The organism is Raoultibacter massiliensis (assembly GCF_900199545.1).
Taxonomy (GTDB): domain Bacteria; phylum Actinomycetota; class Coriobacteriia; order Coriobacteriales; family Eggerthellaceae; genus Raoultibacter; species Raoultibacter massiliensis.
The window spans coordinates 293,339-308,697 of record NZ_LT962671.1 but is presented as its reverse complement, the minus strand read 5'-3'; the positions used below and the strand labels follow the sequence as shown (position 1 = coordinate 308,697).

The following is a 15,359-nucleotide window of genomic DNA, read 5'->3' as shown; positions in this document are numbered from 1 at the left end:
GAACCACATGCGGCTCGGTAGATGAAGTCCCGTATCCCACGGAAACCCACCGAGAACAAGCGGTTTGTTCGTGTTCATACACGCAACCCTTTCCCTAAGTCGTTATCGAGCATTAAGTCGTCCGGGCATCAGCTGTTCGCCCAATGCGCTTCGCGGACCTTTTTGGCAAACGGGAAGGCGGCAAGAATCGCGACGATAGCCACGGCTCCGACGACAGCACCGACGATGAACGTGCCGCTATAGGAACCCGTGCTGTCGAAAATGAATCCGATAACGGGAGCTCCCATAGACCCCATGAGGCCGACTCCCATCATGCAGTACGAAAGAATCTTGTCATACGCTTTGTCGCCGAAATACTCTTTGACGAGCATGGGAATCGAGATCGTTACAAGAGAATTGTTCATTCCGAAGAAGAAGGCGCATGCGAGAAGGGCGAACGGAGAATTCAGGAACGAGAACAGAATATAGCAGATGATCAGAATCGCATACAGGATTATCGTAACCTTCTTGATGCCGATCTTGTCAGCGAGGAAACCAGCGACGAACGTCGAAATGATATAACCGATCTGCAAAGCAGTCATAAGCGTTGCGGAGAAAGCAAGGTAACCATCGCCCAAAACCGAAACGGCGTTCGCCTGAATGTAAGAATTGTAGCTGCCCGGAAAAGCGGAAAGGGCACATCCGATAAAGCACAAAACAAAAGCGAGCGTAGGCAAAGCATACTTCAAAGGAACGCCAGGGAACGAAATCTTGGCTTCGTCCGAACCTTTTGTGACATCCTCTTCGGCACCATATGCATGAAGCCCGATCTTCGCCGGGTTTTCGCAGAACACCGTTAATGAGAAGATCAAGATGCATGCGATCAGCACAGCATTGAGGAAGTACACTCCCTGATACCCGATCACACCGAACAGAGACGTGAACACGAGCGGGAAAATGGCTCCGCCAATTCCAGAGAACAGCTGAGCAATGCCCAAATAACGGCCAAGGTATTTCTTGCCGAACCAAGCGTTCATGAGCAGCGGCGTGGCATACAGGAAATACATACCGCCAGACAAGCCGATTACCACACCAAGGGCGGCAAATTGCCATGCTTCAGTCGCAAATGCGAAGCATGCAACGGCAATAGCCGATATTACGACATCGACTGATATGACAGTCTTCGCGCCAAACTTTGGAATAAGTATTCCCGCGAAGAATGTGCCGAACAGGGCAGCGATGCCGTAACACGTAAGCCACATCGCGAACTCGCCCATGCCGAGGCCAACGGCTCCTGGCACAACAGCGAAATACGCTGAAGACGAATTCAGTATAGTGCCCAAACCAAACGCCTGCATGACGCAACAGCCAACGAATACCGCAAGCGCCCTCTTCTTGCTACGAGCATCTATATCGGTAGTCATGTTTTCCTCCTTATTGTTTTTGAATTCCCCCAATGGGCTTGACCTTCATGGCAAGCGATCCTCGCCTCCTCCCCCCATGAAGAATCTTTCGAAGAGATGACTCTCATCGTTTCTGCGAGAAATCGACTCGCAGAAACGACGATCGAAACGACTGCACCGCATCTGGGTGCCCGACCCGAAGCCGGGCACCCGAGAGGGCGCTACCTGGTGTAGAGCGCCCAGCGGGTCTGGCCGTCCATCTTCTTGACGAGCTCGTCGGCCTCCCCGTAGTACATGCACCACGCCTGGCAGTGCTGCACGCACATGGGCATCTTGCCCTTCTCCGTGCGCGACTCGCACATGTCGCAGGCCTTGGTGATCACGGGCAGCCACGTCCACTCCCAGCGGTCCGGGCCGGCCTTGCCCCCGTAGGCGTAGGGGCCCGTCTCGGTGAGCTTTATGCCGAACTCCCCGGCGGAAAGCCCGAGCTCCTTCTTGCAGGCCACCTCGCAGGAATGGCAGCCCGTGCAGTACTCGTAGTTGATGAGAATCGCCTTGGTCATTGTCTGTTCCTCCTTACGCTTGCATGGGCTGGTAGTCATCGCGCCAACCGCCCAGCTGCGTGATCTGGACTCCCGGCATGACATCGCCTTCCTGCACCTTGTAGATGCGGCAACGCGTGCACTTGATCGGAGAGCCGATGCCGCCAGGGCCCGATTGGAAGTTGCGTGTCAGATTGTTCACGTTGTAGTCGAAGCAACCGTGCAGATGCGGGGCCGCCCCCTCCTCTTCGGGCTTCCACCATCCGTGCTCGGCGGAAATGCAGTCGTCGGGAATGCCCTCGAACACCTCGACCATCTGCTTGCAGCGGCCTTCGTTGTTCTCCATCCAGATCCAGTCGCCGTCATGCAGATCGTATTCCGCAGCCGCCTTCGGAGACACCTTGACCAGCGGCTCCGGATGGAACTCGCGCATGGTCGGCGCCTGACGATGCTCGGTATGGAAGAATTCGTAGGAACGGGCGCCGTTGATCATGTAGAACGGCAGGTCCTCCATAACCTCCGGCGTGGTTTCCCACGTTTCGGGCGCGGGGGTGTATACCGGGTACGGGGGGATTCCCCATGCCTGGAAGATCGTCGGAACGAGCTCGATGCGGCCGGACGGCGTGTTGAAGCCAACCTGCCCATCGGGACGCAGCATGCCCTTTTCATGCTTGTTGTACGTGGCGTTCCATTCATCGTAAGCGTGTCCGCCCGCCGCCACCAGCTGGTCGAAAGTATAGGGGCATTTCGTCGTGATGGAGGGACCGCTGTCATCGGTGACGGAGGTATGGCCCCAATCGTCATCGGTTGCAGCCGAGAAGTTCGCCTTCTTCACCTTGCCGTCCGGACCCACAACGGCCAAGTCCGTCAGCAGGTAATCGTTGATGAAATCTTCGGCGGTGTCCCAACGCACGAACAGCTCGGGGTTGAGACGCTTGCCGAGCCACAGCGCGATCTCCTCGTCGGATTTCGCCTCGTAGTAGCTCGTGACCTTCTTCATGGCTCGCAGCGGAGTCCACCACGTACGGGCCGAATCGCGCTCCACCGACATGGATACGGGCAGGATCAGATCGGCGATGGCGACCATGGTCGGCGTGATGAAGGGATCGGCGTACACGATGAACGGTATCCGAGACATGTACTTGTATGCGCGCGGCGCCTGCCCCTCGTGTCCGGCGAACGCATTGCAGCTTTGCGCCCAGAGCATCTTGATGGGATACTCTTCGCCCGTTGCGGGGATCTTCTCGGCCTCGAGCACCGATGCCATGGCGTCGCAGTTCGACATGCCCACGAAATCGAGACCCTCGTCGCCCACCATCCACTTGCGGAACTTCCGCTCAAGAGCCTGCGGATCGGCGTACAGATCGACCGACGAGTATCCGGCGTTGATGTCGAAGGAGTTGTGCACGAGCACGTGGGTTCCGGGCTTCTCGATGTTGCCGCAGATAGCCATGAGATCGCAAACCGCTTCGGTCCAGTGCATGGAAGAACGCGTGCCGGCATCGAATACAAGGCCCCATTGGATGGCCCCGCGATCCGCGTTCGCGTACATGCGCGCTGTTGCCACGATGTCTTCGGCGGAGACGCCCGTGATCGAGGCTGCCCACTCGGGGGTGAACTGCTGCACATGCTCCTTGAGCTCGTCGTAGTACGCGCACCAGTTCTCAACGAACTCGTGGTCGATCAGATCTTCGTTCATGATGACGTGCAGCCAGGCGAGCGCGATGCAGCAATCGGTTCCCGGATGCGGCTGCAGCCAGTACTCCGCTCGCGCGCCCCACCAGGTGAGCACGGGGTCGATCGAGATGACCTTGGTCCCCGCCTGCACGCAGACGTTCAACCAGTGGCCCAGATACCCGTCCCCGTTCGATTTGAGCGGCTCGTTTCCCCATACGACCAGCACGTCGGGACGCACCCATTCGTCGTTGGCGTAGCGGTCGGGAAGCGTCTCGGACGCATCGACGATCGGATAGTCTCCCAAAGGACCGGCGGCACCGCATACGCGCGGCATGTAGCACCACCATCCGGAGAAGTAGATACCGCCCACGTTCGCCGTCCTGAAGCACGCGCCGGCGATGAAGGGGACCTGCCAGTTGATGTTGCGGCCCGTGCCGTGGCCGACGAGGATCGCTTCGCGCCCCAAGCCCTTGCCGTCGATCTCCTCTTTGATGTAAGTCTCGATCATATCGAGGGCCGCATCCCACGTGATGCGCTCCCACTTGTTCTCGCCGCGTTCCCCTGCGCGCTTCATGGGGTACTTCAGGCGCATGGGATGATTGACCATCTCTTCCAGATCAAGGCATCGCATGCACAGCTTGCCGTTCGCATACGGGTCGAGCGGGTCGCCTTCGACCTTCTCGAGCTTCCCGTCTTTGGTGTACAGCAAGACTCCGCAAGAGTCGTGACAGCCCGGAGCGCTGTAGTTGTAGGTACGCGTAACGGTGTATCCGTCTTCCTCCCACGTAACCTCGCCCTCGTGGTAGGCTTTGCGGTCAACGCTGTCCAAGAATTCTTGATAATCAGCCATGAGCCATTCCTCCTTCTCGTCTCTGGCGTATGACAGCGCCATTGACGCGAAGAATAGCTCGGCTCGAAAGAGACTGTCATCGTAGCTATCTTGGTGTTCGCCTCCGTACTCAACTTTTGACGATGGCCGACCTCGGAAAACGCCGAAAGATAAGCCTCGTGCCGCCCGTCGATGAGTACGGCTGACTAAGCCCGAGAATCCCTAATACCGCCAGTCCAGTACGAAGCCGGATCAGTCTTCGCCGTACAGCTTGGTGTCTTCGATGAGGTTGAGCAGCTCCTGGCGGGAATGGACGCCCGTCTTGCGGTAGATGTTGCGGATATGGGTCTGCGCGGTGCTCAGGGAAATGGTCAAGGCCTGCTCGATGTACTTCGCGTTTCTCCCTTGCGCGACGAGCATGAGAACCTCGTATTGTCGCTCCGAAAGCCCGTGCTGCTCGCAGACCGCGCGGCAGCGCTTCTTCCAAAGCCCCTTCGTCTCGGGAAGCGAAACATGCCCGACGTCTTCCACGCCCGCCTCGGGAAACCGCGCCTTGTGGCAGAACGCCGCAAGGAAGCTGTAGGCGATGGCAACGACCGCCGACACCTGCACGGCCAGAAGCCCGCCATGCTGCGCCATGGAGAACACCGCGAAACCGAACGCAAGGCCCAATGCCATGGCGATGTAATCGTAAAATCGCGCCTTCGAAAACGTATGCAGGGGCGAAAGCCGCGAAATGCGGGTATGCTCCGCCATGGCCGCCCAGCCGAAAACCGTATAGATGGAAAAAAGCGCCGCAAGAAAGCAGAGCGCCATCATCTGAACGATATCGTCGAACAGGAACATGACCACAAAAGACAGCATCGTAAGCGGGGGCGTTATCGGCGACATGCCGCGCTCGGTGACGACCCTCTTGTTCATGCAATCGATCGCAAGCAGAACGGCGGCGCAGAATGCAGCTCCGAGGCAGAGCGCCGCCGCCCCCGCTTCCGAAGCGACGCTGACGACCAATCCGAATTCGAAGCTGCTGAAAGAGAGCATGATCGTCGAAGTCCAGAGGATTTTCGAGCGCTTGTCAGATTCTCTGTTGCCGATGACGGGCGGCAGCGCGTCGTCGGGGCGGAAGCGCACAAGGGCGGCCATGCATCCGAGCGAGACCGCCCACATGACGACCAGCATCGTTCGCGCGGCAACCTCAACGAGGTAGCCCTCGATCAAACACCCCGCAATGCCCGCCGCGATTCCGGCGGCAACGAGCATGAGCACCATGCGGTAGGGCTGGGAGCATATGTAGGAGAACCACTGCACCACGAGAAGCGAAAGGCCCAAGGCCATCACGCAATGAAAGCAGAGGCGAACGAGCTGGGAATCGGCGGGAACGAACAGCACCCCGACCATGGCGGCGAAACCGACGAGGGACCCCGCGAGCAGCACGGTGCATTTTCGCTTGGCTATGGCGTAAGCGCAGAACCGGACGATCAGGAACCCGACCGCCATCGACGCCGCGTAGACAAGCCGCATCCAAAGCCAATCGGCGCCATCTGCCGCCACGAGCCCGGGCACGGTAACGTAGAGCCCGAGAACGGATGCTATGACGCATCCGAACCCGACGAAACCCGCCAGAGCATCCATTCCGAGCTTCAGGGCACCGAGCCCTGCCGCTCCCTTTGATTCGATCGCTGCCATATGACCAACCCGCTCTCAAGACGCGCGATGCGCTATCGCTTCCTATTCTCCGTCCAGTTCGTAGTTCTCCACCAGGTCCATGAGATCCTGCTGCGAATGGGTTTCCGTCTTCTTGTATATCGAATAGATGTGGGCTTTCGCAGTGTGTTGGGAAATCACCAGTTGCTTTTGTATGTAGGCGGCGTTTCGCCCCTTGGCAAGCAGGTGAAGCACCTCGGTTTGCCTGTTCGTGAGGCTGTAACGTTCGGCGATGGCATCGCATTTCTGCTGAAAGTACTTCTTTCCGTCGACCGCGTGCTCTACGACGTGCTCGTACAGAATTTCCCCGTCTCCCCCGATGCGCGCGATCCTTTGGCCCGGCTCGTCTTCACCGGGATAGTAGCTCTTCGTGCTCAGCGTCGTCGAAACCAGGATGAAGAACATCACGATGACGACCACGAAAACAGGGAGGGTGATGCTGCCGAACACCTCGCTCGTGAAGGCAAGCCAGCCCGAGCCCAGTCCGATGAGGAGCCCGACGGCCGCATAGAGCCGCGCCCAGGAAAAGGCGCGTATCGAAGAAAGATCGCATCGGACGATATGCTCGCACGTGGCGAAGATCGCGCTCGAGTACGGCAGCAGCGAGAACCCGAACGCCAGTAGGCAGGGAACGTAGCGCCATTCCTCGGGTATGAAGAGAAAAGTGAGAATGCAGGCTGCGAGCACGGGAAGGAACAGCTTTCTGATGAACGACTCCTTGATGGCGAAGGATTTGAGCGAATCGACGAGAAGGAGCAGAACCACGACAAGGGAAACGCCCTCGAGCAAAAACGGCGCCATGGGCACGTACGACTCCGCCTGCAGCAGCCAATAGAGCACAAACCCCTGCGCCACCGACCCCATCACCGTGAGAAGAGACGGCTTCCATGTGATCAGCAAGCGAGAATCCGATTCTTTCGCATCGATGGACGGCATGGCATCCATGAGGGCGAAGCGCTTGCGCAGGAAGAAGTAGACCGCACACGAAATCAAAACGAACGAGAGCACAACGAACGGCGAAAACCTCACATCGACCAGAATGACTCCCGCATACCACACGAACGAAAGGACGAATATCGAAGCGATCGCAACCCGTACCTGGTCTTTCAAGTGGACGCATAGAAATTCGATCCAAAGGGTCGCAAGCGACGCCACGCCTACCCCGGCGCACACCGTCCTCAGCGACAGAACCGCATCCCGAACGGAAGCGGGACCCGCATCGGGCACCGCGCTCGCAAGCCCGCATGCAAGAGAGATGAACAACAGCAGGCCCCGATGCCTCTGAAAGAAGCCCGACAGCCTCCAAACCAGAAAATACGCAGCGAAGAGAGCTGCGGCGAATACGATGTGAAGCGCCTGATAGAGACGTACATCTTCAATCTCCGAGTAAAGGAAATTCGACGTGAGGATGATCGAGAAGAACCATGAAAAGCAAAACGAAGCGCCAACGATCCCGACTATGAGATACGGATTGACGAACAGCCACTCGTTTTTCTTTTCCCGAACCTTCTTTCCCGCCTGCTCGCTTTCGTGCACGTGGTTAATCGATACGTTTTCCATGCAACATCTACCCCCAGTTATTGCATTCAGTGATGGAGAGAGTCGGCACTCTCGTTTTCTGGACTGCGAGACAACGCAGTGGACTTCAAACATATAAGTGATTACCATACTTACATGTCAGCTCATGCAATGCAATCAGACGCACCACCCCTTAAGCGGCAAACATGCTCATTTCCTAATGTTAACTGGAGTTGTGTCCTATCGAACACAGTTACCCGTATTGCTAAAGATACCATTCCCCCATGACTAAAACCACGAGAAAAGCTATCGGCGCAAGGATACGTTTTCTGAGACAGCAGCAGGGACTGACGCAGGTCACGTTCGCCAACATGGTCAACGTCGAACGCGCCTACCTCAGCAAAGTCGAATCCGGCGAGCGCAACCCAAGCATAGACCTGCTCGAAAGGATCGCGGGCGGGTTCGACTTGTCGCTTTCCGAATTCTTCGAGGGAATCTGACGACAAGAACCTAGTCGATTTTTCCGCGCGCATCTTTTCCTCCCCCCGCGCTCCCCGATTTCGAAGGCCCCGGCGGTCGGGGAAATACCATTTCGCACCGCGCGCACGCGGCAGCACCCGGTGCGTTCTCGTGTCCGCACATCGGACAGAGCCCCGGCTTGGGTTCGCGACCGCATCTGTTGCAATGGGTGCAAGGGTAGCACATGCATATCGTCCAATCTCGCAAACGGGAGCTTATCGCGGAAAACGCAGCGAACGCGGCGCAGATAGGCGTGCGGGTAATCGATGCGCTCGGTTTCGCGCTACCTCGCTTCGGCGCGAAACCGAGCAACCACCTTCGCGCTAGTTGCTTCCAGGCGCTTTCGGCGCACCAGGGGCACCCGGCGCTCCCGGCGCTTTCGGCGCGCCCGGGGCTCCTGGTGCGCTCGGTGCGCCTGGCGCGCCCGGGGCACCCGGCATCGCGGGACCCGACGGCAGCGCGGCTCCGCATTCGGGGCATACGGTTTCGGCGGCTTTGCATGTCGCACCGCACTGCGGGCACTTCTTATCGAGCTCGACGGCAGCTGGTCTGAAACACATGGACTGTCCTTTCGTTTTGTGGTTGGGATTCTGAGAAGACTCTAGCAACGCCCCCCTTCGATTGCATCCCGCGATGCTCACTAAATAGCGGATTAGAGATAATACCGATAGACTAATCTTGTTTTCTCATCAGGTGTTTTGCTGGTATTATAAAGACGCGTCCGCCCGTCTGCCCCAAAGAAGCCCGACAAATTCCACCTTCGCGGATCACGCACGTTGCCGATTCATGCTTTCCGCCTCATGGCGCTTTTCGCCAACTTGCGGTATAGATAGTATCCATGACATGCAGAATCGGCATAGACGCAGGATCGAAGACCATCAAGATCGTCGTTCTCGATGAACGCGGTGCGGTCGAACGCTCCGTGTACCGCAGGCATCGGGCCGATATCAAAACCACGCTCTCCGAAGTTGTCCACGATCTCGTATGGCGCCATGGAGACGTTTCGGGATCGGTTGCCGTGACGGGCTCGGCAGGGATAGAGCTCGCCGAAGCGCTCGGCGTTCCCTTCGTCCAGGAAGTCGTGGCCACGACGCACGCCGCACGGGCGGATTACCCCGAAGCCGATGCCATCATCGAACTCGGCGGCGAAGACGCCAAGATCGTCTATCTCACCGGCGGCCTCGAACAGCGCATGAACGCAACCTGCGCAGGGGGCACGGGAGGATTCATCGACACGATCGCATTCATGCTCGGCGTATCGACCAAGGAGATGAGCAACCTTGCGATGGGAGCGACCAGAAGCTACCCCATCGCCTCCCGATGCGCCGTGTTCGCCCAGACGGACGTGCGTCCGCTTCTCAACGCGGGCGCGAAGAAAAGCGACATCGCCGCAAGCGCCCTCGATGCCGTCGTCAAACAGACGCTCGGGGGGCTCGCGTGCGGAAGGCCGATCGAAGGGACGACGATATTTCTCGGAGGCCCCCTCGAACACATACCGAGCCTCGTGCATCGGTTCAGACGCGCACTCGACCTCGATCATAAAACCGGCATCAAGCCAAACGACGCCCACCTCTTCACCGCCAGAGGAGCGGCGCTGCTCTCAGACGATCCCGCACGGCTCGGAAGCCCCATCGTGCACATGTCGCTTTCCGAACTTGAAAAAGGCCTCGGCGAAGCGGAAGGAACGCAGGGCGACCTTCCCCGCCTGCCCCCGCTCTTCTCCAACCAGGGAGACGTCGAGGCGTTCAATGCCCGCCACGCATCCGAAAGGATTGCCCGCAAGCGCCTCGGAGACGCGCAGGGCGCGATCTACCTCGGCATCGATGCGGGCTCGACGGCCGTGAAGCTCGTCCTCGTCGACGGGGACGGATGCCTTCTGCACTCCGATTACCGACCGGTAGCAGGCAACGTGCTCGCCGCTTCGTCGGAGATGCTGCTCGATATGTACCGGGCCCTTCCGCGCGAATACGACGGCACGCCTCTGTGCACGATATCCCACGCCACTGTTACTGGCTACGGCGAAAACCTGCTCATGGCGGCGTTCGGCATCGATTCGGGAGTCGTCGAAACCACGGCTCATCTCCGCGCCGCGCGCAGCCTGCACCCCGACGTGGACTTCGTTCTCGACATAGGCGGGCAGGACATGAAAGCGCTTTGGATCGAGCGGGGATCGATCCGTCGGGCGGTGCTCAACGAAGCCTGCTCGTCGGGATGCGGGTCGTTTATCGAGGGCAGCGCCCATTCGCTTCGCTGCACGCCCCATGCGTTCGCCGAACGGGCCCTCAAATCGGCAGCACCCGTCGACCTCGGAACCAAGTGCACCGTATTCATGACTTCGCGCGTGCGTCACGCGCAGAAAATCGGCGCGTCCTACGACGACATAGCAGCGGGAATCTCCTATTCGGTCGTGAACAACGCCCTGTTCAAAGTCATCGGCCTCGACAACCTCGATTCGCTCGGGAACACCGTCGTCGTACAGGGCGGCGCCTTCCTCTCCGATGCCGTGTTAAGGGCCTTCGAGCTCGTTTCGGGCAGACACGCCATCCGACCCGACATCGCCCATCTCATGGGCGCGTACGGCGCAGCCCTCGTCGCTCGCTCGCGCGCCCGTGCTGCAGAGGCGTCGCAACCCGAGAGGGCCGCCGGCTCGCATGCGCCGCACATCGAAAGCTCGCTGCTCGAGCAAGCGGGCATCGCCGCGCTCAAACCCCGCTACCGCACCGAAACGTGCCCCGGATGCACCAACGAATGCTCGCTTTCGATCGTCACGTTCGAAAGCGAGCCCGAATCGGGAAAAGGGTTCTCGCGTCGCCCCGCCAAAGACCAGAGCGCCGACCGCGAAACCGGCGGGCGACCCGCTCGAGAACGTCGCTTCATCGACGGCAACCGCTGCGAGCGAGCGTACTCGTTCTTCGAAAATTCGCAAGGCCGCACAGGCGGCCTGTCCGCCGACGCGAAAAAAGCGCCCAACACCGTGGCCCTCGAGCAAGGGCTCCTCGCCCGCTACGGGGATTCGCGACAAGACGAAAGCCGAGAAAAAGGGAAAGCGCCCTCGCGCGCAGACATCGTCGTCGGTCTGCCCTGCACGCTCAACGATTACGAATCGCTGCCGTTTTGGCACACATTGCTCACCCGACTCGGATTCTCCGTCCTCGTAGGCCGCAGCGACGATGCCGGCGCGAAGGGGTTCGACACCATTCCGTCGGAAAGCGCATGCTATCCGGCGAAAACAACCCACCAGCGCATCTTCTCGCTGCTTGAGAGGGGCGCATGCGCGATTTTCATGCCCAAGTACGAAAGAAGCTCTCATTGCCCCGTTTCGAGCCTGTACGCGTCCGCCATCCTCGACAGCGTGCCGCCGCTGCGCGATGGAACCGCAGCGTTCGCTTCGCCGAAGCTCTCATCGATGAAGCCCGACCGCATCGCATCCGACGAGGGCGACCGAACGGCGATCCTCGATTCCCTGCGCAGCCTCTCCCCCGATGGCGACCTCCCAAGCAAAGAGGAGTTCGATCAGGCGATCGGGCGCGCCAAAAGCGAGCAGGAAGCCTTTTACGAAACGCTTGAGCGAGCATGTCGTCGTGCGCTTGACTGGATCGAGAAGACGCACGGACGCGGCATCGTGCTCGCCGGCAGGCCCTACCATGCAGATCCCGCGATAAGCCACGGCATCGACGGCGTGCTCTCGTCGATGGGGTTTGCGGTGCTCGCCCCCGAAGGCCTCGGGAGGCTTGCACGCAGGAAAAGCCTCCGGGCCGCCCTGGAAACACCCCCTGCCGTCGCGTCGGAAAACGCCGCCTCGGACGGTTTCGCAGATGAAACGGCGGACGGCTCCGCCGCATTCGAAGCGAAATGGAGGCAGGGAAAGCGCCTCGATCGGCTATCCGCCTTCGTTGCCTCGCATGACGATCTCGATATGGTGTGCCTGCAATCGTTCGGATGCGCCTACGATGCAGTCAGCCTCATCGACGTCAAGAAGGACCTCGAAGCTGCGGGACGTTCCTTCACCGCGCTCAAAATCGACGAGATTTCCGATACGGCCCACATCCGCATTCGCCTGCGCACGCTCGCCAATTCGATCGAGGAGCGCCGGGGTGCGCCGCAAGAAGAAGCCGCCGGCCCCTCCCCCTTGCAATCCGCTTGCGACCGCAGCCGAAACGCGGGCGAAAGCGAAGTCGCAGGCGATTCGAGCGCCCGAACGAAGACGGTCGAGCTGGGCGGAATAGAACCCGAAGACATCGAAATCGGCCGCAGGGAAGTAAGCCAGGACGTCTGCTCGACGGTTGCAGCCGTCGCGGGCCGCATCATCCGAATCTGCCGAGCCGATCCGAGCATCGACACCGTCATCGTGCCCGAGGGCTGCACGGCGTGCCTGTTCGATGCCCTCCCCGACCTCGTGAAGGATCCGTTGGGATTCGCCGTGCGCATCCTGATGCGCCGAGCGGGCAGACCCCCGTGGAAACACGAGGGAACAAAGCCCTCGGATCCGCATCCCGGCTGCCCCCCGCAAAAGGAACCCCGGACGCGCACCGTGCGATCCGGCAAGCAGGGTTTCGCGCCGCGCATCGGCATCATCGGCAATCCGTTCATGGTTTTCGAATCGCCTTTGAACGAGGGTCTCGCGGATTTCGTCGAATCCCTCGGATGCGAGGCCATCCTACCCGATCCCGACAAGCTGCTCGTCGACGACGTCCGGTACCTCGATCAGATGGCGACGTTCGAGGCGGCTGGCGTCGATCACGTCATCTACGCGCAGAGCTTCGGATGCTTGAAAGGCCACGTCGAATCGCGCGGCGCGCTTCACGGACTCAGGAAACGCTTTGCCCGCATGCCCGTAACGGTGATCGACTACGATCCGGACGCCTCGGCGCTCAATCGAAGGAACCGCATTCTGCTTGTCGCCGAAAGCGTAAGAAACGCGCATGCCTCCGACGTGTAATTAGGCCGACAAACTGCAAAGCAACCGCGGGGGACGGCATCCGCTTTGCGTTCGACACAACGGAGATCATGCGCGCAGTGAGTATGATGCCTCTTTTCGGTTCGAAAAACATGCCACCAGTGGGATGAATTAGAGTCCGAGCGTAGATAAAACAGTACTAATTTTTGCCGAAACAGCGAAACTTCAGTACTAATGCCGGCAGCAAACGTAAGCCTCGCGGTGCAATGGCGCTCTTCGGCGCCATCGGGCAGAAAAAAGGACTGGACCCTAACGAGTCCAGTCCCGATGCTTCGAGCAAGCCCTGTGCCGCCCTTGCGAGCGGGAGGCAGACTAGGAAGCGAACAACTCGATCGAGTCGCCTTCCTTGATCGTAACCATGGCCTTCTTCCACGTGCGGGTCTTGCCGAGCTGATAGCGAACGCGCTTCGGCTTGGCTTTGACGTTCAGCGTGTTGACCTTCACAACCTTCACGTTGAAGATCGCCTCGATCGCCTGGGCGATCTCAACCTTGTTGGCGGTCTTGGCAACCTCGAAGGTGTAGCAGTTGTCCTCCATCATATCGTAGCTATGCTCCGAGATGATCGGGCGGATGATGACTTCGCGGGGATCCTTCATTATGCGAGCACCTCCTCGATGCGAGCCAGAGCGGCGGCCGTGAAGACCAGCGCCTTGTTGTCGATCAGTTCGTAGGTGTTCGCCTCGGCAACGGGGATCACGTTCACGCGCGGAAGGTTCCGCAGCGAGAGGAACGCGTTCACATCGTCGTCGGCGATAACCACGGTCGTGCGGCCTTCGCAGCCGAGCGCTTTGATGACGGCAGCGGCCTCTTTGGTCGAGGGCTTCTCGAAACCGAACTCCTCGATCACGATGAGCTCGCCATCGGCAAGCTTCGCGGAAAGCGCAGAGCGCATCGCGAGCTTCACGACCTTGTTCGGCACCTTGAACGCGTAGGAACGCGGATGGGGGCCGAACACGGTTCCGCCGCCTGCCCACTGGGGAGAGCGGGTGGAACCCTGACGGGCGCGACCGGTGCCCTTCTGGCGCCACGGCTTCTTGCCGCCACCACGCACCTGACCGCGGGTCAGCGTGTTGTGAGTGCCGCTGCGCCACGATGCGCGCTGGGCACGGACAACTTCGTGCATGGCATGCACGTTCGGCTCGATGCCGAACACGGAAGCGGACAGGTCGGCGCTCTTGACCTTCTTGCCGCTCACATTCTTAACTTCAATACTTGCCATAATGTCTTAACTCCTCAAGTTTCCGTGCACTCTATGCCATGCGGATGCGGACCACGGCGTTCTTGCCGCCCGGTACAGCACCCTTCACAAGGATGAGGTTCTGATCTTCATCGATACGCACGACGTCAAGGTTCTTGATCGTGACGGTCTCGCAACCCATGTGGCCCGGAAGCCTCAGGCCCTTGAACACGCGGGAAGGCGTGGCGCACTGGCCGACCGAGCCGGGGGCACGGTGGAAATGGGAACCGTGTCCGCCAGGGCCGCCCTTGTGATTGTAGCGGCGCATAACGCCCGCGAAGCCCTTGCCCTTCGACGTGCCGGACACGTGAACCTTCTTCGCCTCGGCGAAATCGGCAACCGTCACCTCGTCGCCCACCTTGTAGTCGGCGGCGGCGTCCACGCGAACCTCGCGCAGGTAGCGGGCAGGCTCTGCGCCCTGCTTCTTGAAATGCCCCGCCATGGGCTTGTTGACCTTCTTCTCCTTGATGGAGCCGAAGCCGAGCTGAACGGCTTCGTATCCGTCGGTCGCAGCGGTCTTGACCTGGCAGACCTTGTTGGGCTCCGCCTGGATGACCGTCACGGGAAGCACACGGTCGTCCTCGGCGAAGATCTGGGTCATGCCCAGCTTCTTACCGTAGATGGTAGTAATCATTCTCGTTTGCCCCCTTACAGCTTGATCTCGATGTCGACACCGGCCGGAAGGTCCAGACGCATCAGGGAATCGACCGTGTTGGGGGTCGGCTCCAGAATGTCGATCAGACGCTTGTGCGTACGCATCTCGAACTGCTCGCGCGAATCCTTGTTCACGTGGGGCGAACGCACGACGCAGTACATGTTGCGCTCGGTCGGCAGCGGGATGGGACCGGAAACCTTGGCACCCGTCTTCTGAGCAGTGTCCACGATAAGCTTCGTGGACTGATCCACGATCTCGTGGTCATAGCCCTTCAAGCGGATGCGAATCTTTTGATTAGCCACTTGTTTTACCTCCATTATGCATGAGCGAAATGCGAG

12 protein-coding genes are annotated in these 15,359 nt (G+C 59.6%); 2 read left to right on the top strand and 10 right to left on the bottom strand.

Annotation, left to right across the window (positions count from 1 at the left end; all coding sequences use genetic code 11):
* Positions 1 to 128 precede the first annotated feature (128 nt).
* From C1719_RS05460 to C1719_RS05440, 5 genes are all read right to left on the bottom strand, one after another.
* Positions 129 to 1,403, bottom strand: coding sequence for an MFS transporter (locus C1719_RS05460; RefSeq protein ID WP_146007844.1), 1,275 nt, complete (start codon positions 1,401 to 1,403; stop codon positions 129 to 131).
* Positions 1,404 to 1,603: 200 nt separating this feature from the next.
* A complete protein-coding gene (locus tag C1719_RS05455; protein ID WP_102374199.1) occupies positions 1,604 to 1,945 on the bottom strand; it encodes a 4Fe-4S dicluster domain-containing protein in 342 nt (113 codons plus the stop codon).
* A gap of 13 nt (positions 1,946 to 1,958) precedes the next feature.
* Positions 1,959 to 4,451, bottom strand: a complete 2,493-nt coding sequence (locus tag C1719_RS05450) for a molybdopterin-dependent oxidoreductase (protein WP_102374198.1) — start codon at positions 4,449 to 4,451, stop codon at positions 1,959 to 1,961.
* A 231-nt stretch (positions 4,452 to 4,682) separates the two neighbouring features.
* Positions 4,683 to 6,116, bottom strand: a complete 1,434-nt coding sequence (locus C1719_RS05445; protein WP_102374197.1) for a helix-turn-helix transcriptional regulator — start codon at positions 6,114 to 6,116, stop codon at positions 4,683 to 4,685.
* Positions 6,117 to 6,158: 42 nt separating this feature from the next.
* On the bottom strand, positions 6,159 to 7,694 hold the full coding sequence (locus C1719_RS05440) for a helix-turn-helix transcriptional regulator (protein ID WP_180963485.1): 1,536 nt from the start codon (positions 7,692 to 7,694) through the stop codon (positions 6,159 to 6,161).
* 242 nt (positions 7,695 to 7,936) lie between these two features.
* Here C1719_RS05440 and C1719_RS05435 point away from each other — a divergent pair, with 242 nt between their 5' ends.
* Positions 7,937 to 8,152, top strand: a complete 216-nt coding sequence (locus C1719_RS05435) for a helix-turn-helix domain-containing protein (RefSeq protein ID WP_102374195.1) — start codon at positions 7,937 to 7,939, stop codon at positions 8,150 to 8,152.
* Positions 8,153 to 8,494: 342 nt separating this feature from the next.
* On the opposite strand, the gene C1719_RS15850 is transcribed toward C1719_RS05435, so the two are convergent.
* The gene (locus C1719_RS15850) at positions 8,495 to 8,731 is read right to left on the bottom strand and encodes a hypothetical protein (RefSeq protein WP_219717819.1); all 237 of its coding nucleotides are present in this window, start codon (positions 8,729 to 8,731) and stop codon (positions 8,495 to 8,497) included.
* Positions 8,732 to 9,009: 278 nt separating this feature from the next.
* Between C1719_RS15850 and C1719_RS05425 the strand changes: the two genes are divergently transcribed.
* A complete protein-coding gene (locus tag C1719_RS05425) occupies positions 9,010 to 13,110 on the top strand; it encodes a BadF/BadG/BcrA/BcrD ATPase family protein (protein WP_102374193.1) in 4,101 nt (1,366 codons plus the stop codon).
* Positions 13,111 to 13,440: 330 nt separating this feature from the next.
* Here the strand turns inward: C1719_RS05425 and rplW are convergent, their stop codons facing one another.
* The 4 genes from rplW to rpsJ are packed head-to-tail and all read right to left on the bottom strand — an operon-like array spanning position 13,441 to position 15,323.
* On the bottom strand, positions 13,441 to 13,725 hold the full coding sequence (gene rplW / locus C1719_RS05420) for a 50S ribosomal protein L23 (protein WP_102374192.1): 285 nt from the start codon (positions 13,723 to 13,725) through the stop codon (positions 13,441 to 13,443).
* Entirely contained in the window at positions 13,725 to 14,348 is a 624-nt protein-coding gene (rplD, locus tag C1719_RS05415) for a 50S ribosomal protein L4 (protein ID WP_102374191.1), read from the bottom strand. The genes rplW and rplD overlap by 1 nt, the downstream gene beginning before the upstream one ends.
* A gap of 31 nt (positions 14,349 to 14,379) precedes the next feature.
* A complete protein-coding gene (gene rplC / locus C1719_RS05410) occupies positions 14,380 to 15,000 on the bottom strand; it encodes a 50S ribosomal protein L3 (RefSeq protein WP_102374190.1) in 621 nt (206 codons plus the stop codon).
* Between the two features lie 14 nt (positions 15,001 to 15,014).
* Positions 15,015 to 15,323: a 30S ribosomal protein S10 gene (gene rpsJ, locus C1719_RS05405; RefSeq protein WP_102374189.1), complete on the bottom strand. Its 309-nt coding sequence runs from the start codon at positions 15,321 to 15,323 to the stop codon at positions 15,015 to 15,017.
* Between the last annotated feature and the right edge of the window lie 36 nt (positions 15,324 to 15,359).

Coding starts and splice junctions, on each gene's coding strand:
- C1719_RS05460 (WP_146007844.1), bottom strand. CDS start 1,403: ATGACTACCGATATAGATGCTCGTAGCAAGAAGAGGGCGCTTGCGGTA.
- C1719_RS05455 (WP_102374199.1), bottom strand. CDS start 1,945: ATGACCAAGGCGATTCTCATCAACTACGAGTACTGCACGGGCTGCCAT.
- C1719_RS05450 (WP_102374198.1), bottom strand. CDS start 4,451: ATGGCTGATTATCAAGAATTCTTGGACAGCGTTGACCGCAAAGCCTAC.
- C1719_RS05445 (WP_102374197.1), bottom strand. CDS start 6,116: ATGGCAGCGATCGAATCAAAGGGAGCGGCAGGGCTCGGTGCCCTGAAG.
- C1719_RS05440 (WP_180963485.1), bottom strand. CDS start 7,694: ATGGAAAACGTATCGATTAACCACGTGCACGAAAGCGAGCAGGCGGGA.
- C1719_RS05435 (WP_102374195.1), top strand. CDS start 7,937: ATGACTAAAACCACGAGAAAAGCTATCGGCGCAAGGATACGTTTTCTG.
- C1719_RS15850 (WP_219717819.1), bottom strand. CDS start 8,731: ATGTGTTTCAGACCAGCTGCCGTCGAGCTCGATAAGAAGTGCCCGCAG.
- C1719_RS05425 (WP_102374193.1), top strand. CDS start 9,010: ATGACATGCAGAATCGGCATAGACGCAGGATCGAAGACCATCAAGATC.
- rplW (WP_102374192.1), bottom strand. CDS start 13,725: ATGAAGGATCCCCGCGAAGTCATCATCCGCCCGATCATCTCGGAGCAT.
- rplD (WP_102374191.1), bottom strand. CDS start 14,348: ATGGCAAGTATTGAAGTTAAGAATGTGAGCGGCAAGAAGGTCAAGAGC.
- rplC (WP_102374190.1), bottom strand. CDS start 15,000: ATGATTACTACCATCTACGGTAAGAAGCTGGGCATGACCCAGATCTTC.